At 36.9% G+C, this 25,592-nt stretch carries 20 protein-coding genes and 2 pseudogenes; 18 read left to right on the top strand and 4 right to left on the bottom strand.

Translation table 11 applies throughout. The features are described 5' to 3' along the window. Positions 1-1,491 (top strand): biotin/lipoyl-containing protein (locus tag C406_RS0114215; RefSeq protein WP_017381316.1); only part of this gene is annotated, 1,491 nt, incomplete at its 5' end. Positions 1,492-1,937: 446 nt separating this feature from the next. Here C406_RS0114215 and C406_RS0114220 read toward each other — a convergent pair. Next, a complete protein-coding gene (locus C406_RS0114220) occupies positions 1,938-2,543 on the bottom strand; it encodes a recombinase family protein (protein ID WP_017381317.1) in 606 nt (201 codons plus the stop codon). Between the two features lie 359 nt (positions 2,544-2,902). Here C406_RS0114220 and C406_RS0114225 point away from each other — a divergent pair, with 359 nt between their 5' ends. The 7 genes from C406_RS0114225 to C406_RS0114260 all read left to right on the top strand — a co-directional run bounded on the left by C406_RS0114225 (position 2,903) and on the right by C406_RS0114260 (position 12,224). Further along, complete coding sequence (locus C406_RS0114225; protein ID WP_017381318.1) at positions 2,903-3,622, top strand: alpha/beta fold hydrolase; 720 nt, start codon at positions 2,903-2,905, stop codon at positions 3,620-3,622. Between the two features lie 278 nt (positions 3,623-3,900). Continuing rightward, positions 3,901-4,701: an RES family NAD+ phosphorylase gene (locus C406_RS0114230; RefSeq protein WP_017381319.1), complete on the top strand. Its 801-nt coding sequence runs from the start codon at positions 3,901-3,903 to the stop codon at positions 4,699-4,701. Positions 4,702-4,847: 146 nt separating this feature from the next. Beyond that, positions 4,848-5,939, top strand: a complete 1,092-nt coding sequence (locus C406_RS0114235) for an RES family NAD+ phosphorylase (RefSeq protein ID WP_017381320.1) — start codon at positions 4,848-4,850, stop codon at positions 5,937-5,939. A gap of 576 nt (positions 5,940-6,515) precedes the next feature. Continuing rightward, positions 6,516-8,660, top strand: a complete 2,145-nt coding sequence (locus C406_RS0114245) for a copper-translocating P-type ATPase (protein WP_017381322.1) — start codon at positions 6,516-6,518, stop codon at positions 8,658-8,660. A 1,037-nt stretch (positions 8,661-9,697) separates the two neighbouring features. Next, on the top strand, positions 9,698-10,480 hold the full coding sequence (locus C406_RS0114250) for an ABC transporter ATP-binding protein (RefSeq protein ID WP_017381323.1): 783 nt from the start codon (positions 9,698-9,700) through the stop codon (positions 10,478-10,480). 16 nt (positions 10,481-10,496) lie between these two features. Continuing rightward, positions 10,497-11,456, top strand: a complete 960-nt coding sequence (locus tag C406_RS0114255) for an ABC transporter substrate-binding protein (protein ID WP_017381324.1) — start codon at positions 10,497-10,499, stop codon at positions 11,454-11,456. 6 nt (positions 11,457-11,462) lie between these two features. Then, entirely contained in the window at positions 11,463-12,224 is a 762-nt protein-coding gene (locus C406_RS0114260) for an ABC transporter permease (protein WP_017381325.1), read from the top strand. Positions 12,225-12,306: 82 nt separating this feature from the next. Here the strand turns inward: C406_RS0114260 and C406_RS0114265 are convergent, their stop codons facing one another. Next, positions 12,307-12,744 carry a winged helix-turn-helix transcriptional regulator gene (locus tag C406_RS0114265; RefSeq protein WP_017381326.1) on the bottom strand — a complete coding sequence of 146 codons (438 nt, stop codon included), beginning with the start codon at positions 12,742-12,744 and terminating at the stop codon, positions 12,307-12,309. Positions 12,745-12,877: 133 nt separating this feature from the next. Between C406_RS0114265 and C406_RS0114270 the strand changes: the two genes are divergently transcribed. The 9 genes from C406_RS0114270 (at position 12,878) to C406_RS0114330 (ending at position 23,953) form a co-directional block, all read left to right on the top strand. Next, a complete protein-coding gene (locus C406_RS0114270; protein WP_017381327.1) occupies positions 12,878-13,408 on the top strand; it encodes a DUF4242 domain-containing protein in 531 nt (176 codons plus the stop codon). Positions 13,409-13,437: 29 nt separating this feature from the next. Beyond that, a complete protein-coding gene (locus C406_RS0114275) occupies positions 13,438-14,502 on the top strand; it encodes an acyl-CoA dehydrogenase family protein (protein WP_017381328.1) in 1,065 nt (354 codons plus the stop codon). A 1,042-nt stretch (positions 14,503-15,544) separates the two neighbouring features. Beyond that, positions 15,545-16,201 carry a Type 1 glutamine amidotransferase-like domain-containing protein gene (locus tag C406_RS0114295; protein WP_017381332.1) on the top strand — a complete coding sequence of 219 codons (657 nt, stop codon included), beginning with the start codon at positions 15,545-15,547 and terminating at the stop codon, positions 16,199-16,201. Between the two features lie 673 nt (positions 16,202-16,874). Next, positions 16,875-17,789, top strand: a complete 915-nt coding sequence (locus C406_RS0114300; protein WP_017381333.1) for a DoxX-like family protein — start codon at positions 16,875-16,877, stop codon at positions 17,787-17,789. After that, positions 17,786-18,397: a DUF4166 domain-containing protein gene (locus tag C406_RS0114305; protein ID WP_017381334.1), complete on the top strand. Its 612-nt coding sequence runs from the start codon at positions 17,786-17,788 to the stop codon at positions 18,395-18,397. Before C406_RS0114300 ends, C406_RS0114305 begins: the two co-directional genes overlap by 4 nt. 91 nt (positions 18,398-18,488) lie before the next feature. Continuing rightward, positions 18,489-19,934 (top strand): YndJ family protein, encoded by a 1,446-nt coding sequence (locus C406_RS0114310; protein ID WP_272943010.1) that lies wholly within the window; start codon positions 18,489-18,491, stop codon positions 19,932-19,934. A 607-nt stretch (positions 19,935-20,541) separates the two neighbouring features. Further along, positions 20,542-21,546, top strand: coding sequence for a DUF3231 family protein (locus C406_RS0114315; RefSeq protein ID WP_017381336.1), 1,005 nt, complete (start codon positions 20,542-20,544; stop codon positions 21,544-21,546). A 981-nt stretch (positions 21,547-22,527) separates the two neighbouring features. Further along, the gene (locus C406_RS0114320) at positions 22,528-22,998 is read left to right on the top strand and encodes a peptide-methionine (S)-S-oxide reductase (protein WP_017381337.1); all 471 of its coding nucleotides are present in this window, start codon (positions 22,528-22,530) and stop codon (positions 22,996-22,998) included. Between the two features lie 517 nt (positions 22,999-23,515). Beyond that, positions 23,516-23,953: a GNAT family N-acetyltransferase gene (locus tag C406_RS0114330; protein WP_017381339.1), complete on the top strand. Its 438-nt coding sequence runs from the start codon at positions 23,516-23,518 to the stop codon at positions 23,951-23,953. 123 nt (positions 23,954-24,076) lie between these two features. Here C406_RS0114330 and C406_RS0114335 read toward each other — a convergent pair. After that, positions 24,077-24,484: pseudogene (locus C406_RS0114335) on the bottom strand (FAD-dependent oxidoreductase); the annotation flags it as partial. Between the two features lie 2 nt (positions 24,485-24,486). On the opposite strand from C406_RS0114335, the pseudogene C406_RS19640 reads away from it, so the two are divergent. Next, a pseudogene (locus tag C406_RS19640) lies at positions 24,487-25,059 on the top strand (FecCD family ABC transporter permease); the annotation flags it as partial. Between the two features lie 116 nt (positions 25,060-25,175). Here C406_RS19640 and C406_RS0114345 read toward each other — a convergent pair. Further along, positions 25,176-25,454, bottom strand: a complete 279-nt coding sequence (locus C406_RS0114345) for a hypothetical protein (RefSeq protein ID WP_017381342.1) — start codon at positions 25,452-25,454, stop codon at positions 25,176-25,178. Positions 25,455-25,592 lie beyond the last annotated feature (138 nt).

A 25,592-nucleotide genomic window follows, 5' to 3' on the forward strand; every position in this document is an offset into this window, starting at 1 on the left:
TGGATTAAAGGGATGGAAGTTGCAATCGATGCTGCAAGACAATCGGGTAAAATTGCAGAAGCAACTATTTGTTATACTGGGGATATTTTAGATGATAACCGTGCGAAATATACTGTCTCATATTATAAAGAAATGGCCAAAGAACTAGAAGCTGCAGGTGCTCATATTTTAGCAATTAAAGATATGGCAGGTTTATTAAAACCTGAAGCTGCTTATCGTCTCGTTTCTGAACTAAAGGATACAGTTTCATTGCCAATACATCTTCATACTCATGATACAAGTGGGAACGGTATTTATTTATATGCAAGAGCAATTGATGCGGGCGTAGATATCGTCGATACTGCACTTGGAACGATGGCTGGATTAACTTCACAACCTAGTGCAAACAGTCTCACATATGCTTTAAAGGGTGCTAAAAGAGAAATTCGTACAAACATTAAAGAAATAGAACAATTATCGAATTACTGGGAAGATGTTCGGAAATATTACCAGGAATTCGAGTCGGGTATGATGAGCCCACATACTGAAGTTTATGTGCATGAAATGCCAGGTGGACAATATAGTAATCTGAAGCAACAGGCAAAAGCAGTGGGACTTGGTGAACGTTTTGAAGAAGTGACAGCTATGTATTCAGTCGTTAATTTAATGTTTGGTGATGTGGTAAAAGTTACTCCTTCTTCCAAAGTGGTAGGGGATATGGCTCTATTTATGGTCCAAAATGACCTAACAGAAGAAACTGTGCTATCACGAGGACTTACTATTGATTTCCCGGACTCAGTTATCGAGTTTTTCCAAGGATATATTGGACAACCTTATGGTGGGTTCCCTAAAGAATTGCAACAAGTGATTTTAAAAGGTCGCGTGGCTATTACAGTTCGCCCAGGTGAATTATTAGAACCTGTCAATTTTGATAAATTAAAAGAAGAACTTTTCCATAAACTAAATCGTCCAGTAGATAGTCATGAAGTACTGGCTTATGCGTTATATCCTAAAGTATTTGATGAATATTCAGTTATGGAGAAAAAGTTTGGAGATGTATCTGTTCTTGATACGCCAACTTTCTTATATGGAATGCGATTAGGTGAAGAAATTGAAGTGGAGATTCAAAAAGGCAAGACGCTAATCATTAAAATGGTTTCAATAAGCCAACCACAATCGGATGGTAATCGGGTCATTTATTTTGAATTAAATGGTCAACCTCGAGAAGTTATTATACAAGACATGACGATCGAGTCTGATGTTACGCAAAAACCGAAAGGGGATGTCGCAAATCCAAATCATATCGGTGCTACAATGCCTGGAACTGTTTTAAAAGTTGCAATAGCTAATGGCAGCCGTGTAAAACGTGGCGATCATTTGCTTATTACAGAAGCTATGAAAATGGAAACAACTGTTCAAGCTCCATATAATGGTGTTATTAAAGAAATTCACGTCTCAACTGGCTCGTCTATTGCGACAGGCGATCTATTAATTGAAATGGAAAAAGAGTAATTAGAAAAACACAGACTGCACCGACAATGAACTGAACCCCGAATAGTGGACACTTTAAAAAAAGTGACATTATCCGGGGGTTTTTCTATTCACAGACCCGTTATACTTGAAGCTAAAAATAATGGACGGGAACTTTTCAGATGAGCAAATTTATATTCAAGACTTCAAAGTTCGCTGCAGTGAAAGAAAATTTGGCTGGAAAAGGTCCTGTTTAAATCTTTACTGAAAATGGATTTGACCTTGAGATCTGCACAATACCGAAGTCATCTAATCGCAACATAAATTACAGGTTCTTTTTAATAAACTGTCAGTTTATAGCTCAATTTAAAATTAAGAATGCGTGTTTTTTCAAATGGTCTTATGGCAGAGGTTGTCTCGTATTTTTATTTTTTGTGCGTTAGGTAATCTTAAATATGAAATGAGTTTCTTCTATTATATAGTCACAACTATAATGATTCTTCATACTCCCTGACTAATTTATAAAAAGTCGTCTTTTTCACACCAATTTCTTGCATTGCTTTCACTGCCGTAATCTTTCCCGATTTCCAGCTAGTGTACGCTTCTTTAAACTCCTCAGTGACCGTAACCTTTGGTCGCCCAAAAATTGTGCCGTTTTGCAAAGCCACATCAATTCCTTCACGCTGCCGTTTTCGAATTCGATCGGGTTCTTCTTCAGCCATCCATGAAAGAATTTGTAAGACAAGATCCGCAATGAATGTCCCTAAGCTGTCCTTATATTGGGTTGTATCTAGTAATGGCATATCCATCACAATAATATCTGCCTGGATGTTTTTAGTAATATCATTCCATTCGTTCAAAATTTCTTCTTTGTTCCGACCAAACCGATCAAGTGAGTGAATATAAAGTACGTCATTTTTTCGGATGATTCGTTTTAGCAATTGGTATTGTGCTCTTTCGAAATCTTTCCCACTTTGTTTATCCATGAAGATGTCTCGTTCACTTAGACCTAATTTTTTCATGGCCTCAAGCTGGCGAACTTCATTTTGATCTTTACTGCTGACTCGTATGTAACCAAACTTTTTATTATCCATTTTTTTACTCCTCATTTGGATTGCTATCTATTATTCTACCAAAAGAGTTCGTAAAAGTATGCATGAAACCATGGACGTTCATAAAGTAATTTTATAGTTTTACGAACTACAAAAACCATTAAATATGAGTAATTTAAAACAGTTCGTAAAAGTGTACTTTTACGAACTCTTTGAAAAGAAGAATAGATTTAATTTTCTCTATTGTTCGAGAAACATGTAAGGTACAATTGAATTAACAAATATTTCAATATTTTTAATTAGGGCTTATAACGCTCAACTTTTCAAGTTTAGTTTGTAAAATAAACAAATAATCTTGAATACGAATTTTTATACATACAGATAGTGGAAGGGGAATCACAATGATATTACATACAGAAGAAATCGGAATAGGCGAACCAATTGTGTTCTTACACACTGGCTTGCAAACAGGTTTAACTGATTTTCAATACCAAAGAGAATTCTTTAAAGATTCTTTTCAGGTTATTCTGCCTGATTTAAGAGGGCATGGGAAATCTGTTAACAACGATTTATCAAATTTTTTCGAGGACGCTGCGAAAGATCTGTTTAGCACACTTGAGGAAAAAGAAATGGAATCCGTTCATATTGTCGGTGCTTCGTTAGGAGCGTTGGTAGGATTGTTTTTCGCTAAAAGGTTTCCGGAGAAAGTCAAAAGTTTGACGCTATCTGGTATTACTCCAGGAAAACCAGAAAATTGGCTTCAGATGCACCAAGAGGATGTTGGCATTCAAACGCAATTACTGCAAAACGAAAAAGCTGTAAATTACTTTGATCAATTGCATTTAGCGGATTGGAAACAGTTTCTTTATATGGGGCGTGATGAAGAGTGGTATCCATTCGACGAAACGAAAGATTTAGCTGGCATCCATTCACCAATTTTGCTTATCGTGGGTGAAGGAAATCCTAACGAGACAAAAGGGGCTATATCTTATCCTTCTATGCAGAATAACGTCCATGTTTCTATTATTCCGTTTGCTTCTCACTTAGTTCATTCTGAACAACCGGAACTATATAGTAAAATATTGGACTTGTTCCTTAAGAGTATTGAGAAGAGTTCATAACAGAGTTTACATATCATGATATTATCGGAAGTAATCTGAAAACAGGTGCTAACTCAAAAACATGGGATATGAGGCTCCCTTTTATAAAAATCTATTATTCCTTCTTGTTTTTTATGAAATAACTTCTACTGTTAATCAGCTTTATTGTCAGACATAGTTTTTTTGTTTAAAAATAATTTTCAAATCTTGAGTCGATACTCATTAATGAGTATCGGCTTTTCTTATCCGTTGATAATAGAAATAATCAAAAAAAGGAAAATTGAGGTGTAGTTATAGAAATGAAGCAGGTAGTGAATGGTTTATCTAAAATAATGATAGAGCATTGGGATACATTGAAAGAGGCTTTGTACAGTGGAGAAACAGAAGGCCTTTCATTAGATGAAATAATTGAGAAGTATACTTTTTTCAAAGTTTTTGATGACTTAGTTAATAATATGGCGCCACAATTCAGCTTTCCGATTAAAGATTTAGGAAGGATGTATAGAGGCGTTGGAGTAAATGAAGATATTGAATTAGATTTTTACCAAAGAATGATTCCTCATCCTGATTATGTGGAAAATCATAATCGGATGAATCCACCAGGTGAGGCGTTTATATATTTAGGGGTAATACCGGTAAAAAAGGGGAAATCTAAAGAAATAGAAAAAAAGTTTATTCTTAAAACAATAGAAGCAGAACTTCGAGTAAAAAAAGGAGACTCTTATACAAGTGCGAAATTTGAGTCCAATTGTGATAAACATATCTTTGATGTAGTAGGAGATTCAAGTCTGCCAACAGACATATATGAACTAGCTGAAATTCTTAGAAAAAAACCAGAGGAAAGAAGTAAAATCACTGCATTATTTTACTTTAACTTATTCAATAATGATCAGATATTTAAGCCTGTTCACAGTACAAAGCAGGATGTCAGAGCAAGGGAATACGCTCCTTTTCAATTTTTAGCTAGATATTTTAAGAGCAAAGGGTATATAGGAATAAAATATAGAAGTACTGTACATAGAGAAGGAACGAATATAGTAATATTCAATTCTGAAAACGTTAAACTAGTTGAATCTTCAATGGAGAAGATTGTTAGTTAAAAAGGAGCAAGTTTATAAAGTTCCTTCTTTTTATCAGATAATATATCTTCGCAAAATATCAATTTAACGAATAAATAGAGTCGCAGTGTAGAGTAACAGAATATAATAGAGAAAGTTAGATATTATATTCCATTTAGGAGGATTTTATGAATTTCGAAAGATGTAGTTGCTGCTTGGATCTCCAAAGCATAATTGAATTTTATGATTCTCACAAGCTTGGCCAGATACCTATGAGTCTAGAAATTTCTGAAACGTTTACAACTGAATGTCCATATTGTAATGAACAACTTGAAGAAGGAGATATTATAATATCGGAAGGAAACACTTTTTTAGAATTAGTTGGGCAAGAAATTGGGGAAGTTTTATCTACTGAAATTGCTGAATGTCAGGATTGTAACGTAGATAAGATCATATATGAGCAACGCTATGGAGATATGGAAAGTTTAAATACTGTTTTCGAATTACTGGATGGATGGCAATTCGGGAATGAAGTAAAAACCTTTGTTTCAGGAAATATTCGTTGTTCAAAATGCAATGAAGTTCTTGCAGAAGATATACCTTATGTTACTGCTGGAGAACTTGCTTCTTGGTATGGCGAGTACGACGAGATCTTTGATCAAGTCTTTGGTATATCTTCGCAAGATGGAGAAGAATTTATAGAATATTTAGCTCAATATCCTATGCTTGGACTTAACCATCCAACTGGTCAAGAGATTTTCAATATGATTAAGGAAAGTACTGTGACAGGGATTGAATTACTGCAGCCTAAACTAAAATTTCTTCGTGGTCGAACTAGAAAAAAATTAGAAAGACTCGTTCCTTATATACCTGAAGAACTCTGGAATCCCCCTGTTGAAGTGTCTACCCAAGGTCGTTATAACCCTGCAGGCGTATCTGTACTATATTTAGCAGAAGTTGAAGAAGTAGTAACTAAAGAAATAGCATTCAATGGTGAAAAAAATAACTTAGATATAGCAGAATTTCAGGTGGAAAAACCTCTCAAAATATTAAATCTATCTGATACAAACAGTAGCGGTTTTAGCCAAATGTATACTGATGAAGACTCGGAAGTAAAAAAGAAGTATCTCTTCCCTAACTTTATTATGCAGTGTCTTATGCTGAACGATTTTCAGGGAATCATTTATGACAGTGTAAAGGAAGATGGTATTAACCTTTGCTTATTCAATTTCGAAAAAGACAAAGATATCTCAATATCTAACATTTATACCTATAAATAATTATTCGTTAAAATTACATTTTGTGAACAATTAAGATAAAAAAATAGAAGACAACTTTTTTTATCTTCTTCTCTTCAATATCTTAAAGATATTTCTAATAAGGCATCAAACCCATATTACTTTACATATGACGGCTTATCGGAAGTTGCCAAAGATATATTAGAACCCCCAACAACCTTGTCTTAACAGGATTGCTGGGGGTTCTCAATTTATATGCAAAATAGCACTTGAAATAGGTGCAAAATAACATCTAAAGTGACAGATGCTTTTTTAATCATTTGTGCCGTGTTCAGAAAAGGACGAGTTTTGGATCACAATATGATGAATAATGCTAAATGAAAAAGCATCACTAAAAGTGAACGTTCCACTTTTGTTGATGCTGGATGTTGAAAAAGTTCAAAAAATATTCAAGTGCAAAATAGGAGGACTCAAGAAAAAGTGATTATTTAGTTGGTTAAATGATAATTATTTAATCGTGGCATACCCATCCCGGGTATATTATGATATGTTGATAGGAAGGTACGGGAAATAAATATTAAAAACTTTTTAAATAGAAACCAAAGAGGAGTGAGAGCATTGGGAAAGCAAGGTAAAGATAAAAATCACAACCATCACAATCACAGTATGCATGAAGATCCCAACCAAAAAAAACACGGTGAACCTAATCACAGCCTGCATGAAGACCACAATCAATCAGATCACACTCAACATGACCACAATTTACATGAGGGACATAATAATCACATGGAACATGGTAATCATGGCGGGGGTCATTCAAAACATCACGGTCATATGGTCGAGGATTTTAAAAAGCGCTTCTGGATATCTTTAGCGTTAGCTATACCTATTTCATACTTATCAATGATGATTCAAATGCTTTTTGGTTATGATGTGAATTTTACTGGTGACACCTTTTTATTATTCTTACTTTCAACTATTATCTTTTTCTATGGAGGAAAACCATTTTTACTTGGTGCATGGAATGAGCTGAAAGACAAAGCTCCTGGAATGATGCTTTTAATCTCACTAGCAATTGTAACTGCTTATGTATATAGCACATTGACAGCTTTTTTCATTGCAGGAAGTGACTTTTTCTTTGAGCTAGCTACTTTGATTGTTATTATGCTACTCGGACATTGGATTGAAATGAAATCAATTATGGGAGCTTCCAAGGCGTTAGAAGAATTAATCAAGTTAATGCCAAAGGATGCTCATAAAATTGATGAATCAGGAAATCTTGTAGATGTAACTATAGAGGTTTTGAAAGCAGGGGATCAAATTCTTGTTAAATCCGGAGAGAAAATTCCTATTGATGGGCAAATTTTTGAGGGGGTATCAACAGTTGATGAATCCATGTTAACAGGTGAATCTGTTCCTGTAGAAAAAAGTCCTGGTATGGAAGCAATTGGTGGTGCTGTAAATGGTGAAGGTGTACTAAAAATAAAAGTTAGTAAAACAGGTAATGATACTTATCTTTCACAAGTTATTCAATTAGTGAGTGATGCGGAAAAAACGAAATCGAAAGCCCAAGGATTTGCGGATATTGCTGCTAAATGGCTTTTTTATGTTGCAGTAGTTACAGGGGTTATTACTCTTACTTACTGGGCGATGACCGGAGATTTTGACTTTGCATTAGAAAGAATGGTAACTGTCTTGATTATCGCTTGTCCACACGCACTAGGTTTAGCTTCCCCATTAGTAACTTCAAGATCTACTTCCATTGCAGCGAAAAAAGGTTTGTTAATCCGTAATCGAACAGCATTTGAAGGGGCATTTAAAATTAATCGTGTTGTATTTGATAAAACGGGTACCTTAACAGAAGGAAACTTTGGTGTGACAGATATCCATCCAAGCAATGGTATTAGTGAAGACGATTTATTAAAACTGGCTTACTCTGTTGAAGTTCAATCTGATCATCCAATTGCAAAAGGAATTGTCAAAGAAGGCAAGATTCGAAATCTAGAACTTTATGAAGTAAAAGATTATCAAAACCTAACTGGAAAAGGGCTAGTCGCACAAGTTAATGGTGTAGAAGTTGCAGCTGTCAGTCCAGGGGCGATGAGAGCAAATCAAATCTCATTTGATGAAAATACGTACGAAGAACTTGCGCAACAAGGAAAAACTGTAATATTCGTGTTAAAGGAAAATGTGTTACAAGGAATGATAGCTTTGGCTGACATTATAAGAGAATCCTCCTATCAAGTAATTAAAGAATTAAATGATCTTGGTATAGAAACAATTATGATGACCGGGGATAATACTCGTGTGGCAAACTATGTAGGTGAAAAACTTGGTCTTTCAAAAGTAATTGCAGAGGTTTTACCGCATGAAAAGTCAAATAACGTGAAAAAGCTAAAAAAAGGTGGCAAAAAAGTAGCGATGATAGGTGATGGCATTAATGATGCACCTGCATTAGCCGAGGCAGATCTAGGAATTGCGATTGGTGCAGGGACAGATGTTGCGATTGAAACAGCAGACGTCATCCTTGTTAACAGTAACCCAGTAGATATCTTAAATATCTTAAAACTTTCTAAGGCCAGTCATAGAAAAATGAAACAAAACTTATGGTGGGCTGCTGGATATAATATTCTCGCAATTCCATTAGCGGCAGGGGTTTTGATTAGTGTAGGTATTGTAATAACTCCTGCAATTGGGGCTGTCGTTATGTCACTAAGTACAATTATTTGTGCAATAAATGCTCAATTGTTAAAAATTGATTAAAAGTGTACAAATATATAAAAATAAAAACCAGAAATGTGAAGAAACAGAACCTCACCAAAGGGTTGCCTCTATTGCTTTGGTTGACATATTCTTCAACATAACTAATATTACTGCAAAATCAAAAACAAAAATAAGCTTGGTAATAATTCGCCCGAAAAGTTTCGGGCGAATTTTTTCCTTTTCTCTATATAAAGTAATTTATTTCATCAAGGAGAACACTATTTAATCAGGATTATTGGTTAGTCGTATTATTGTATTTTATTAATTAATGTGGATTCTATTTCTGGTCTCAGAAAAAATTGGAAATAGTAAATAATATAGCCTTTAAAAGAAGCGATATTTTAATTATTGTAGAAGATTTGTATACGATATAGGAGTATAAAGTATAAAGTATAAATTATATCATGGAATAGTTGATAGAATTACTGCTGCGTTTTCAGCAATTACATACAACTAAGAATTTAAAAAGGAAGGAACACTCCAGTGCTCCTTCCTTTTTTTGGGTATTTTTTTCAAATACTTTTGCCACCACTTGGATTTCTTTTTATTAATCTAACCAAAAGAGTTCGTAAAAGTATGAAAGAAAACGTGAACATTCATAAAGTTTATTTATATCTTTACGAACTGGTTTTTTCTTTTTTAATGCCATAAATGTCTAGTTATTGTCTCGAATATCGATTTCGTCCCTTCAATGCGCTGAGAATGTGAAGCGATACACCTAAACTAATGAGTAGCTTAGTGAAAGAATATCTTTCATCTTCTAAAGTTTAGCTGTAGATTTCTGCTAATGGAATAAACAAGACAAGTATTCTTTTTGCTGAAAAAGGAAAGGAAGAGGCTTATATACTACAGAAACGTTGTTGTAAATAGGAGGGATTTACAAATCACTTGTAGGCTTAATATTCCTCAATCAATTGCAATAATTTTCAGAAAAAAAGAGAATAATAGGTTGTTTTTTTACATTCAGTACATTAAAATAACTTAAAGCCTAGTAAATTTATAGGCATTGTTTGTTTTAAGGATAGGGGAGACTGCATATGTCCGTTAATATGATGGAAGTAAAGAATATAGAGAAATCATTCGGCGTTGGGGAGAAGAAGTTGCAAGTCCTTTCAAATGTAAGTTTTCAAGTGAAAAAGGGAGAAATCGTCACCTTATTCGGGAAAAGCGGATGTGGGAAAAGCACATTGCTGAATATCATTGGAGGCTTTGAAAAAGCGGAAAAGGGTTCAGTCCTACATAACGGAGAATCTGTTTTAAAGCCTACTAAATCATGTGTCATGCTTTTTCAGCAAATCAATTTATTGCCTTGGCGAACAGTGTTGAAAAATGTGGAGTTGGGGCTTGAAGGAGAGAAGTTGCCTGCGGATAAGCAGCGCGAACGCGTCATCGATGCCTTGAAATTGGTCGGGCTTGAAACATCGCTGGATAAGTTTCCGCACGAATTGTCAGGCGGAATGCAGCAGCGTGTAGCAATTGCACGGGCTCTTGCTATTCAGCCGGATGTCATATTGATGGATGAACCATTTGCAGCGCTGGATTCGTTTAATCGCTATAACCTTCAGCAAGAACTGCTGCGTATTCAGGAGAAAAAGAACACGACAATCGTTCTTGTCACGCACGATATTGATGAAGCCGTGTATCTTTCGGATCGTGTAATGGTCATGGGTTCTCATCCGGGTAGGATTCAAAAGGAAATTGCCATCACCCAGATGAAGCCCAGGGATCGTACCCATAGCGACTTCCAGTATTTCCGCAGAAAAATTCTTGATGAATTCCAGTTAAGTACGGAGCGAATAGCTCCGGAATACAATATTTAAGATAGGGGTGGGATTTGTGAAGAAAAGGAAAGTAGCATTATCCATTTTGGCAGCAAGTATATTGCTTTTCCTGACGGCTTGCGGCCAGCCGAGTATGCAGGCGGCAGTGGACAAACCCGTCATTAAAATCGGCTATTTACCGATAACGCATGCCGGGCCCCTCTATATGGACGAACACATGGAAGAGGGGAAATACGGGGAGTATGAACTAGAAATGGTCAAGTTCAATTCGTGGCCGGATCTTATGGATGCTTTGAATACGGGTAGGATAGATGGTGCATCGGTATTGGTCGAACTGGCGATGAAAGCGAAGGAAAAAGGTATTGACCTAAAAGCTGTTGCACTCGGGCATAAAGATGGGAATGTAGTGATTTCATCCAAGGATATTAAAAGTGCCAAAGACTTAAAAGGAAAGACATTTGCGATTCCCCATACCTATTCAAGCCATAATATCCTTTTGTATGAAATGCTGAAAAATGAAGGGCTTTCGCTGGAGGATGTCAACATAGTGGAAATGGCGCCTCCTGAGATGCCGGCAGCCTTATCGGAACAGCGGATTTCCGGCTATGTAGTGGCTGAACCGTTCGGTGCCTTGGCTGTGAAAAATAACATCGGCAAAGTGCTTCATCATTCGGATGCAATATGGGCAGATTCCTATTGCTGTGTATTGGTGCTGCGCCAAGACTTTATGGACCTTCAGCCGAAGGCTACGCAGTCACTGGTCACCCAATATGTTGAGTCGGGTGAACATGCAGAGAAAAAGGATGAAGCAGTTTATGAAGCCTTTAGTCAATACATGAAGGTGGAAAGGGAGGTACTCGAACTTTCCTTAGGGTGGATTTCATTTGAAAATCTGCGTATCGAAGAAACGGAGTACAATACATTGCGTGATTTTGTCCTTGAAATGGAACTGATGGAAATTCCACCGGTTTTTGAAGACTTTGTAGACAATACTTATATTGATGAAGCGATGTGACCTAAGATGAATTTAACGAAGAAGCTCATGAATTTTGGGATTGGAATGGCGATTCTGGTCATCATTTGGCAAGTGGTTATTTGGTTAGGCGGTTATCAGGAAGCACTCCTTCCGTCGCCTTTAAGTGTTTGGAAAGCAATTATTGACTTGATAATTGAAGGAATCATCTTTGTCCATCTGCAGGTCAGTCTGGGCAGATTTGCGGCAGGGTATTTAATGGCTGTTATCCCAGCCATTCTATTGGGAATGTTTCTGGGCAGATCGCCGAGAGTCTGGCAAGTAATCGATCCGATTGTCCAGGTACTGCGGCCGGTTGCGCCAGTAGCCTGGTCCCCTTTTATAGTCTTATGGTTTGGAATCGGCAATATGCCGGCGATTGCCATTATTTTTATTGCAGCATTTTTTCCTGTCCTGCTCTCGACTGTCGCAGGAGTCAAAAAAATCAATCCATCGTATTTAAAAATTGCAGAAAACCTGGAAATCCGCAATTGGGAATTGATGTATAAATTCATTTTCCCTGCAGCTTTTCCAGCTGTGGTGAGCGGTTTGCGTCTGGCACTAGGTACAGCCTGGATCTTCCTGGTTGCTGGAGAAATGATCGGGGCGCAATCCGGTCTTGGGTTTCTGATTGTTGATTCAAGAAATACATTGAATCTCGACTATGTTCTGGCAGGCATTATCTTTATCGGAGTATGTGGATTCCTGTTGGACCGAATGATCAGTGTCCTGGAGCGCTGGGTTGGCAAATATTATGGAATAAAGGCATAAAAAAACTTTGATCAGTGGAAACTTTATCCTGCACTGACAGTAAAAGCGTACTAAAAAAGAATGGAGATGGTCAATCTCCATTCTACTGCAATTCGTATTCAACTGTTTTGACTTGGATGGATTTCGCGCGTTTGCCTGTTTTTTTCGAGTAATAGCCAATTTCAAGCTCTTCGCCAGTAGTGGGGTCAATCAATTTCTTATAGCATTTCTCCAAGTGGATGCTTCCCCAGATGAGGAGGGAATTAAAGACAGGTTCCAATTCTGTTCCTTTTTCAGTCAAGGTGTATTGGTAGCGTGGTGGATGGGCGGAGTAAAGTTCAGATACGACAAGGCCTTGTTCTTCAAGCTCTTTTAATCGCTCGGATAACAGGTTGGAGGAAATGCCGTCCAACGATTTTTTAATATTATTAAAAGTATTTTGGCCGATTAGAATCTCATGGATGATGAGTAAAGTCCATCGATCACCGATGATGTTCAATGTTTGGGCAATATTGCATGGCAGATTATATCTCGTTTTCATATTTCAGCACTCCTTTTGCCTATATTTTAACATAGACTATATAAAAGTGAATAAGGTTGCTTTAACTAACTAAGTATAATAATATAACTTACTAGAAGAGAGAATCTTCAAAAAAATGAAGTGAGGGATCAGCATGACATTATATCTTATTGAAGCATCATTAAAAGGAATCGTTTCGAATAAAGAGGAATTGGAACAAAAGGTGGCTGCACTTCAAGAGCAGTTGAAGCAACATTCATCTGAGTTGATTGAAGTACAAGTATCAAACGACTATGCACGCTCGTTCTTCATTATCGAAGGCGCTGACCAGAAAACAGCAGTTGAAGTTTTGAAAAATGCAGGCATCTCTGCAGATCTTGTGAAAGATGTCCGTTTGGTCGGCAAAGAACTCGATGATGTAAAATCAGGCAAGGACGTCATCAATTATCTGGTGGAATGGAATTTGCCGGAAGATTTGACGATGGATCAATACTTAGCGAGAAAGAAAAAGAATTCGGTTCATTATGAAGAAGTTCCGGAAGTGGTATTCTCGAGAACATATGTCTGTGAAGATATGTCCAAATGCCTGTGCTTCTACGACGCTCCAGATGAAGCTGCTGTTAAACGTGCTCGTGAAGCAGTAAAAACACCAATTGATTCCATTACGGAAATTCAGTCAAACTAAGAAAAAACAATTAGCAGGAGTTGGTTACGATGGTGAACAGCGGATTGGAAACAGGCACAACGCTTGAACAGCTGATTGCGCAGGAGTTGAAGCCTTATGTGAAGCGAATCGACGCGGAAGCTTTTTATGCCAAAGATTTCCTGAAAAAAATCGGTCAGGCTGGATGGCTGTCTTCTGATGGGAAATCGCAAGAGGATCTTTTGTTAGATGAAATGGAATTGGTGGAAAGCGTCGCAAAAGTATGCATGACAACCGCTTTTTGTCTTTGGTGCCATCTCGCTGCATTAACGTATCTTCGAAATACAAGCAATGACGAGCTCCAAAAGAAGCTATTGCCTGCTCTGGAAAATGGCCAAATTCTTGGCGCTACCGGTCTATCAAATCCGATGAAGCATTTAGCGGGGCTTGAAAAACTGCAACTTCAGGCTGAACCGGCAGACGGAGGATATACGGTTTCCGGGGTCCTGCCTTCCGTTTCCAACCTTGGCCAAAACCATTGGATGGGCATCATTGCGAATGTGGAGGGCAAACAACCAATCATGTGTTTTATTCCTTGTGAGGCCAAAGGAGTTAGCTTGAAAGAAAAAGTCGGTTATTTGGCGGTGAACGGCAGCGCTACTTATGCATGTTCATTCAGCAATGTGTTCATTCCGGATGAATGGATAGTCGCTGAGGATGCAGACAGCTATGTCGAGAAAATCCGTCCTGCTTTTCTTTCTTACCAAATTTCGCTGGGTTTCGGTGTAACTCAAGCTTCCATCGAATCGATCGAAAAGGTCCACAACAAGCAGAATGGCTGCAATCGCTTTTTACAGACGCAATCGAACGAACTGCAACAAAAAGAAGCCGTATTGAAAGATAAAATACGCCGTTTAGTAAAGCAGGAAAAAGTAAATTGGAAAGATATTGCGGTTCTCCGCCTAGAATCGGTCTACTTGACGCTGGACGCGGTCCAAGCGAGCATGCTCCATAACGGCAGTGCCGGGTATATCCAAGACAGTGCACCGTCGCGGCGCTTGCGGGAAGCTTATTTCTTTGCGAACTTGACTCCGACCGTCAAACATTTGGAGAAAATACTTCAAGGACAAAGTTAAGAAAAAACCGTCATCGAAATCATCAATGGTTTCCATGGCGGTTTTTATCTTGTTTGTGCATCAAATATAAAAAACATAAGGAATTTTTCCGGGCTTCCTTTGTATTCAAATGATTTTCTACTAAATTAGTCCATCCTTCTTCTTTGGTAAAGCTTGTATTTTATTAAAGTCTTTTTCTTCATATAATCGCATAAATCCCTTTTGGTTACCTTTCAATTCTATTGCCATAATAAAAATCCTTCCTTGAATTTATTCTAAATCTAGTCTAATCTGACCTACCCTGTTAGTTGAATAAGAAACTAGATAATCCGTCCGTAAAAGCTCAATTCACTTACTCAACTGGATTGTATTACGTATGTATCCTAGGTTGACATAACACTCCGATTGGGAAATTTTAAACTAGGTTCATTATACAATCTGGACCGTTTGCTTAAGAAGGGCCCAGGTATCTTTCTCTGGAAAACATCCGCAAGTTTTTGTTACATTTCCATTTATATTTAAAATTCCATACCTAAATAATTTAAGAGAATATTTGGATATTTATGTTAAAATAAAATTATATGTGAAGACCCAACGCAGCAGGTTAGTGCAACAAATACAAGACATTGGATTAGCTAGTTTGAAGCAAGAAGTAAAGGGTGGTGATTAGCATAGAAGCCTTAGGAGTTATTCTGTTTTTATGGATCTTTTTATGGTCTATTACAAAAACGTTAGAAAAATTAACAGCTAAGATTTTAGAGAAACAAGATATGCAGTATAAATTATTAGAGGAAATAAAATCGAACTTAAATGACAAGTTAGAATAGAAAATTATATTTCTATATAAAACATAATAATGCAATTCCATCTTCGACTAGTGGTGCTTTACTTCAAGAATAGGTAAAGCTTTTTGCTTGTTGAACTAACGGCGCAGGTTAGTTGAAGAGCGTGGTTTAACTTGTGTTCAATAATCGGGCCATTCAGAGTATTTTGTTGGTGACAAGAAAACAGAATGAGTGACGCAAGGAATAAATGTAATTTACACTTTGCTACGGGGGTACTTATGAAAACTCACTGTTATTTAGGCTGGTTTAACAATTTATTTCCAGAGAATCTGGGCAGGGTGTTACAGGAGGATATAATTGATAGAAAATCGCTTGCTATGATTAGCTCGAATCCATCTATTTATGAAGATGATGGTGCTACTGAACGCTCGTGGCTTGACCAGGCTGGCATTATGTTTGATGAATATCATTTAATAAATTATCGCTTACAGAAGGAAGATGCCCAAACTATAATTCAAAATGCTTCAGTCATTTTCTTGTTGGGTGGGAATACTCTTAAACAAAATGTTTTTTTTGTGGAATATGAATTATCGAATTCGATTAAAAAAAGCAGCGCTATTGTGATGGGAGCAAGCGCTGGTGCAATCAACATGTCAGCTAAATGGTTATGTTCGAAAAACTTTGGATATAAAGTTGAAATGAGCTCTGTTTACGACGGAATCGGTCTTGACAATTTTTCCGTCCTGTCTCATTTTGATCTTGAAAATAACATTGCACTGGTTCAAAGCGAACTATCTCTCTTATCGGAAGAAATAAATATTTATGCGTCGAACAAAGATTGCGCTGTACGTGTAAAGGGAGACAAAATCGACGTTTTTGGCAATGTTTTTTTAATTTCCCACTTAAAGATTCAGAAATTGGATGAGACGCTCTAGTTGTAGTGAATGGCTATGGCTTAATTGAATTAATTTCTTTATGCAAGGACTCTATTTTATATTTAGTGAAGGAGAACTAGGTAAAATAGGATTGTCCAGAAAGCATAGATGTGCAAAACGGTCTACTGCAATCGGGCGCGAGTGTTGAATATGTCTCTCTCTTTTCTTCTTCAACTAACGATTGACATCCTATTAGCGGACTTAAAGATTCGGATTCCGAAACTAAAAAACTATTAGAGCCTTACTACATAGTCTAATGTAGTAAGGCTCTAATAGTTTTAGAAGAAAATTAAATGACTGATTATATCTACAAATGGAAATCTAATGTGTAAAATGAGTTTCTTCTATTAAATAAATAGCTATAATAATTCTTCATACTCTCTGACTAGTTTATAAAAAGTTGTCTTTTTTAAACCGATTTCTTCCATTGCTTTTACGGCGGTTATTTCAATTAATATTGAGATCTCTCAAAATCTTTTCCTCGTTGTTTATCCATAAAGTGGGTGAAAAACGGGGGACGTTCGAAAATGGTTTTTATAGTTTTACGAACTGTTTTCACTGAACAGAAGTTTCTTTATAAATTACTTATTTTGAATGGTAATATAAGTATATATAAGTTAGACAAATAGAAAGTCATGTGTTAAATACTTAAAAAAGTGATGTGAGTAATTTTATGGCGGAAAAACCGATTTATGTGGAAATTGAAATTCAAGATGATATCGAAAGAATATGGGAGTATAGCCAGCAGCCGAAACTGCATGAACAATGGGATTTGCGGTTTTCTTCTATAATATACAATGACAGGTTACCCGGAGAGACGTTGCAGACCTTTACCTACTCAACAAAAGTTATGCCAGGCATTCAAGTTTCAGGTTGGGGGGAGAGCAAAGGCACACATGAGAAAGAGAGCGGTGAAAAAACTTCTTCTCTGCACTTCGGTACAGAACAATTACTATCGCCTATTGCTGAGGGTAGTGGGTATTGGAAATATATTCCTCATGAAGAAGGCACGACTTTTTTAACGCAATATGATTATGATGTCCGATTCGGTGTTGTGGGTAAATTATTTGACCGATTGTTTCGTCCGGGGATGGGCTGGGGAACCGCCTTGAGCTTCGATGTTTTAAAGCGTTGGATTGAATCGGGAGAGAGCCCGAAAACCCAATATCGAAGGTTTTTTGCTTTTTATGCGATCTGTTTTTTATTTTCCTTTGTTTGGTTTTATCAGGGATTGGTTCCCAAGGTATTGATACAACATCCTCTAGAGGTAAGAATGCTAACACAGCTTTCTCCGTTAACTAATGCACAGGCATCCACCACTATTATTTGGGTCGGTATAGCAGAAATGATGTTTGCCTGTTGCTGGCTCATACCGAAGTTGCAGAAATACCTTCTGCAGCTGCAAGTCGTCATTTTTCCTTTTCTTACAATAAGTGCGATAATTGCCGATCCAGCTGTAGTGACTGCACCGTTTAATGTCATTACTCTTAATGTCTCCCTTTGGATTTTATCTATAATCGGTGTACTTCTTCATGAACAGTTGCCGACTGCGAAAAGCTGCAAAAGAAAAAGAGGGGAAGCAACTTGACCATCTATTCGACCTTATTAGCAGAGAAGTTTCAGAAACTGCATCCAAAACTTCAGCATCGCTATGAACTGCCTTTAAATCAGACTTTCCATGCTGAAGGGGTCATGCATCAGATTCAGAACGGCAGTAAGTTGCTTTCTTCTTTTTACCATATTGTTGCAAAGGCAAACTTTCTATTCCCTGAAAGCGGCGAAAATGTCCCTTTTTCAATCGCCAACCGCTGCCGGATAAATAAAGACGAAGAAGCAGAAGTATTTTGGGAGAGAACATTTTATTTTCCCAAGGTCATACGTAAATTCAATGCCAAAATGACAATAGATTTGGAAAAGCAAATTGTAAAGGATTATCTAGGCGATGTCCCCTTCTTCTACTCAGATTTACTATTTGACGTTACAAAGGAAGGTTTTCTGCTGATCACTTCCGGAACACAGAAAGTCGTGATGGGGAAGATGGAAATTCCCATACCGAACATGTTCAAAGGACGTGTTACCGTGCTTGAAGGATACGATGAAGTGAAGGGTGTCTATACAATCCATGTTTCCATCTACAATGATTTGATAGGAAGGATTATGATGTATGCTGGTGAATTTACGGAAAGCGATTTTTAACCCGCTGATTTTATTTGGACTCATTTTATTTTTCTTAAGTTTCTTATTCAGTGAACAAGCCAGTTATTTCTATTATTGAACAGTAGCTCAACTGGTTTTTATCCCATCTTTATTACAAATGATAGTTAAACTTCGTAAATTGGATAAATTAATCCTGGCTGTTGGGATGGCGGCGGTGACGTCGTTAAGCTTCAATATGCCTTATCCGGCCGCGTTGATATGTGCGTTCATTTATCTCCTCGTCACCTTTTGGATTGCCGGGAAAGGAATGGACCGGTTTTTAAAACGAGGGTTTTCAAATACAGCCGAATTAATGATTGATCTGGGACTCATCTATATTGCCGTAGGCGGGATGTGGTTTCTTGCATATATCGGGAGGTTTGATACCGGATTCAGTGAGATGACAACCTGGTTAACAGCGATCCATTTTCATTATTCCGCATTTATGCTTTGTATTTCAGTGGGTCTGATCGGCCGCGTACAGATGACAAAACTCTATAAAATATGTGCGCTTATTATCGCGACAGGACCGATGACAGTAGCGATTGGCATCACATTTTCACACACCATCGAAATCATCTCTGTGTCGCTTTCTGTAATGGCGATCTATGCCATGACATTTTATGCATTCCGTTTGAAGTTTCCCTTGGCACAGGCGATTATCGTCCGAATACCTTTTGTGACATTGTGCGCAACAATTTTAGGGTCATTCCTTTATGCGTACGGTAATTTTTCAGGCAATACAGTGGTGACGATTCCGACCATGCTGATTGTCCACGGCTTTTTGAATTGCTTGCTGTTTGGTTCCTTTACGGTAATTGGCTGGGCATTGCATGTGCCTGCCACGACACATAAACCGTTCAGTTTTCCGGTCAGCAATATACGCGGAAAATTGAAGATGACGGGTGTTCCTCACAAGGGACTGGTTGATGAACTGGATCACTATGTTGACACAAGAAAGCTTCCCATTAAAATAATTGATTTTTATGAGCAGACGGGAAGGTTCCAATTATTCGCATCCGTAAAATGGGCAACCTGGTTTAAGCCTTTTGCATTCATCTACCAGTTTATAAGCCGAAAAATGGGCCAGCTCAATCTGCCTTTTTCGTCGGCTCAGATGGAAATGACAGGCGAAGTTCTATTAGTGGATGAACAGCTCGATGGAAGAACCAAGCCGAGAGTCTGGAAAAGAATGATTGGCAAGGAGGCTGTATTTGTAGCAATTTATTCAAAACACCAATCTAACGGGGAGACGTACATGAACATCGCATTGCCTTTGCCATTTTGCTCTATGCACGGAATTCTAAAATTATCTGTTCAAAATAAACGGCTTAACTTAACAAGCAATGGAGATGGAGACTCTGGAACCTATTTGGCGATAGGTCGATATATTCTTAAATTGCCCCTGCATGAGAATTTTACGATAAATGAGAAGAACGGAGACTTAATAGCTACACATGATATGACGTTATTTGGACTCCACTTTTTACATATCGATTATGTTATAAAAGAGAAAATAAACAGTAATCAACTTTAAAAAATAATTGGTCAAAAATTCAGTTTATTACGAGATAGATGTTTGCTTTCATGAATTATTTCGAAAGATTGTTAGTTTATATATCATGACTTATCGGAAGATACGGGTAAAGTGACGACGATTGAGCTGAAAATGACATACCTAATGTTTCAAGTCTTTTAATAATGGCTAAGCGTTGAACAGGCTGTAATGGGCCAATCTCAAGCGTTAATTATGCCACCACATTTCTCACGTGTAACTCCATATGTTTGTTCCAGTTCCCGAAACGCTGGAATAAGGAATGAAGTATTCCGAGATTCAATACGATAATTATCTACAGGGATTTGACAGTGCTTAGTAAATTTTATAAATGCTTCTCCTGAAATCTTTCCTCCCTAAGGAATTAGAATGAAGTTAACAAGAGAACACCTAGCAGTACAAGTTGTTTAGTGTCTTTTTTGAATGTATTTTATTCTCATCCACTTAGTGTTGATTAGGTACACAAAAAATCAGAAAGCGTGACAACGCCTTCGGTTTCATAAATAGATGGGTCAACAAAAGGCAGATAAGACGATAATCTATCAGAACCACTTAATAAGTAAGTGTGGAGTTAATTGGAGGTAACTAGATGGAAGATAATTATAATGCTAAATTGGCATCTTCTGAACTTGCCTTGTTATGGGGACAATATCAAAACGATACGTTAGGTATTTGTACAATTTCTTATTTATTGAATATAGTAGAGGATCCAAAAATCAAATCTATTTTAGAATACGCCTTAGAGCTAGCGGAAGGTCATGTTAGAGTGATTAAGGAAATCTTTCATGCTGAACAACATCCTATTCCTATGGGTTTTACGGAACAAGATGTAAATGTAAATGCACCGAGACTTTTTTCTGACACATTCATGCTGAACTATATGGCGGGTATGGGGGCAATAGGTTTAAATTCTTACAGTGTGTCATTACCTAATTCAATAAGAAATGATATTCGGGATTTTTATACATCATGTTTATATTCTTCAGCTGAACTTGTTAATCGTTCTGCTAATCTTATGTTAGAAAAAGGAGTCATGGTGCGGCCACCGTATATTCCGTATCCTGATCAAGTTGAATTTGTACAAAAACAACATTTTTTAGCTGGATGGATTGGTGAAGAAAGACAATTGACAACGATTGAAATCACCAATTTATTTTTTAATTTGCAACGAAATGTGCTAGGTAATTCACTTTTAACAGGATTTAGCCAAGTGGCTAGCGAAAAAAGTGCCCGTCAGTATTTTGTGAAAGGGGCAGAAATTTCTAAGCATCATAGTGCTGTATTTGCTGAAATCTTCAGTGCCGACAATTTAGTTACACCAATGTCTTCGGATACAGCAGCAACACTTTCAACGGTATCTCCGTTTTCAGATAAACTCAGGATGTTCCATATCAATGCACTTAATGCAGTAGGTATAGGATATTATGGCGCATCCTTAGGTTCAAGTCCAAGAAGAGATTTAGCGGCTACCTATACCCGTTTAATAGCAGAAGTCGGGGAGTATGCAGAAGATGGTGCAAACATTATGATTAGTAATGGTTGGTTGGAAAAACCGCCATCATCTCCAGACAGAAGAAACTTGGCTAAGGGTTAGAAATAGGAACGGGTTCTGATGAGTCCCCAATAATTTTGCTTAATTCGTTTAAGCTCTTCCCTGGAATAACAACGCTGTATTCCTTCAGGCACTGGGTCTAATGTCGTTTGACGACGAGCAAGAGAAAGACAATCTTTAGCTATATAAACAAGTACTCCATTTTCCACTTTCCAGTGAACACTTGTTAAAACGGGGCGACTTTCAGAGGAATAACAAACTGTCGGTCATCTTGAATTTCTGCGAGTAATGGATATTCCGAAGAATCCAGTTCAATTATATGAAATTCAGACTTCCCTGAACGTATACACAAATATGGTTATTGTTTAAGGAGCTTATGCTCCTCTTTTTTTATAGTTTAAAATGAATCTAATAACGTTTAGAGCGATTTACAATTGAGAAATTGCAGCCATTTTATTAAGACAGGAGCATATAAACATTACAAAAAGAGGCTTCACTTTCTTTAATTAAGAATAGTTAGAGTCCTAACAAACTGAGATTGTATAATTTTTAAAGTAAATAACCGAATTAAGTATGCTTAATCCTAAAATTATAAGAAACATGTATGAAGAAATAGCGTCTTCTGCTAAATTTAATTTTTCTGCAATATATCCCATGATAATAAGATTGATTCCAGAAACAACTAAAGAAATCATTTAAATAATACTAACGGTGAATCCATTAACGATGTTGTTTCGTTTTCTTTGAACCAACAAAAGAATGGAAATTATAATTAAGCTAAGCTTTACCACTTCATACCTTCTGGAAGATCAAGGATGAAAAATATAATTTTCAGAAATGAGAATGTTATACTTGTTATACAAAAATGACTAATTTGCAATAATATCAATCTTCTGCAAACGTGTCATAATGTGGAATAAGAAGATTTGTCCTTATTTTAATGTGTAGTAGACTTAGTGACTACATTTTTTCCTGTTATTTACTTGGAATGAATTTTTTTAAAAAACAAAGAGGAGAGTCAATATGGAAGTAGTATATCTTGCAGGTGGATGTTTATGGGGAGTTCAAGCTTTTATAAAAACTTTACCTGGAGTTAAGTTTTCAGAAGCAGGAAGAGCTAATGGAACAATTCATACACTTGAGGGTGATTATGATGGGTACACCGAATGTGTAAAAACAGGATTTGATCCGACAGTTGTAACTATATGGGAATTGATGGGATATTTATTTGAAATTATTGATCCATACAGTTTGAATAAACAAGGACAGGATGTTGGTGAGAAATACAGAACAGGAGTGTATAGTGAGAAGCCTGAACACTTAAAAGATGCGAAGGCGTTTCTTAGTGAGAGAAATGATTATGACCTTATAGTTGTCGAAGTATTACCTCTTGCAAACTATGTGAGAAGTGCAGAAGAACATCAAGATAGGTTAGCTAGATGTCCAAATGATTATTGTCATATACCAAAAGAAATATTAAGTAGATATAAGTAAGGGAGAATATTAAAAGAAACTTTCCATATTGATCCTTTTCCCTTCAAGTAGAATCAGATATGTAAATAAGTAAAATCGATTAAATCAATGAACAAGGATGAGTTATTATTATATTCAGACTATTCTTGTTGGAAAATCGTTTTCTTAGTCTCTAGATTATATTCAAAGTAGAAATCTAGTATACATATGAACAATTATAGGTAGCTGCCATAAGCTAAGCATATAAATCAAGAAACCCAGTAACTTATTACGTCAAGGTTACTGGGTTTCTAAATCTATGTGCAAAATTGTGCGAGGTATGAGGATGAAAATAAGAGCACTATACTTGTTTTGGGCTATTCTTTTTATTAATTCTGATCCACCTAAAATGCCACTAGAAAGAACCGTCAAGAAGGAGTTGATAAAAATAATGGGTGATAATAAAGATAGCGGTAGCGGATTGTGAAAATCGATCTAATACAAAGAGAAAACTTTATTGGTAAAAATTAAGCATTAATGATATGGGGGCTGAGTACATTTGAATTCACCAAATGAAAGTATTCTTGAGTTAACTACTATTGATCAATGGGTGCAAGCTTTTCCCGTGATGCAACAATTACGAACTGATTTAACCGAGAAATCATTTCTTGATTTACTTCATGAGATGAGGAAAGAAGGATATCAACTATTTTCATTAATTGTAAATAATCAAATTGTCTCTTTAGCAGGAATAGGCTTTCGAACTAACTTTTATAATAAACGGCACGTTTATATTTATGATTTAGTTACGGATTCATCTCACCGGTCTTATGGATATGGGGAAAAATTATTAAGCTATATTCATCACTGGTCACTAGAAAATGGAGCAGTATATGTTGCGCTAGAATCCGGACTTCAACGAACAGATGCACACCGATTTTATGAAGAAAAATTAGATTATGACAAATGGTGTTATTCATTTAGAAGAACTTTGTGATCGAGAGAATTCCTTAGAAGCTTGATATGTTTCCAAGGGACAATAAGAATCTTAAACCTAAACAGACATCCAATTAAACAATTAATTGGATGTCTGTTTTTACAATATTTTCGCTTATATAGGCTATGAAAGCATTTCTTTGACAAGTTCTTTATTGCGGGATTTAAATACATCATTATGCGACGACACCATGGCAACGCTAGCGGCATCCGGTTCGATGTATAGTTTTGCTTTGTTGATGGCATTAGCGGCATCCTGAAAAGTGCCAGAAATCAGGTTAAGTTTGCCTTTGTGCTTTAAAATGTCGCCAGCTGCATAGATACCTGGTATCGAGGATTCACTATTAACGCTACCAGCGATAAAGGAGCCATCTGCTAGTTCAAGTTGTACCTGACTATTCTCAAGCAAGGAGATATCGCGTTCGTAACCATGGTTGATGATGATTTCATCGACTGACAGATACTGTTTTTTTGCAGATATGGCGTTCATCACTTCAACCGTTTCAATACGAGAGTTGTCGCCTGACGCAACGAATGGCACTTGCCTTATCAGGTGCATTGCTCCAGGGGATTACACGTAATGAACTTGCTGACCCCGGTATTATCGGTATTAATGCGGGTGCTGGTGTTGCAGTTGCGATTTTCTTCTTATACTTTCCTGCAGAGGTAGGTTCATTCATTTACATGTTGCCATTTGTAGCATTCCTTGGAGCTTTGCTTACGGCAGTCATTATTTATGTGTTTTCTTACAGCCGAACGACCGGAATGCAACCAGTACGTCTTGTATTGGTAGGGGTCGATCTGTCCATGGCTTTATCTGGACTCATGATTGTGATGATTTCATCTGCAGTTGCGCTTGCAGCTTCAGCCGTTTCGGTAACCGGAGGGATTTCGTTCATTGGTCTTATGGCTCCTCATATCGCGCGTTCTCTAATAGGTCCTCGTCACCAACTGTTTCTGCCAATCAGCATATTGATTGGTGGATGGCTGCTACTGCTTGCAGACACCATCGGCCGAAACATTGTTGAACCGAACGGACTTCCTGCGGGTGTTATGGTGGCATTGATTGGTGCACCTTATTTTATTTACCTGTTGACTAAAAAATAAAAAGCTGACAATCTTCGTAAAACGCACCCACTTATACATGGGGTATATAATGTGGGTGCTAATTTTTTTGGAAATACATCTCTGAACTCAGTTATCTAAACTTCGTTATCTTAAAGTTACTCTTTCTTTGTTGTGTATTGGATGGATGTGTTTTTACCTTTCAACGATCTGGTACCTATTTCTGCAAATTCACTAGCGAGTTCTGCTCTAATATTATCTGGTGCAATTTTTTGATGTGTGGATGTGTTCAGAACTTTCAACGCTTTAGAACCTATTTCTGCAAATTCACTAGCTAGTTCTTCATTTATACGACTAGGTGGTATATTTAGGTTTTTCGGCGTTTGAGGTAAAGTATGTTTGCTATTACTTGTAGATTTGTTATCATCTCTGCCCACGTTACATCATCCTTTCTAATTTAAGTTCTTTTTAGTTTGTCTTTTGAAGTCATATTCATGTAAACAAATTCTAAATTTATTTTCTTTTTAACTAAAAATAAGCTCTCAGACAAATCGATTTGTCTGAGAGCTTTTACT

The sequence above is a fragment of the Paenisporosarcina sp. TG-14 genome, assembly GCF_000297555.1.
GTDB lineage: Bacteria > Bacillota > Bacilli > Bacillales_A > Planococcaceae > Paenisporosarcina > Paenisporosarcina antarctica.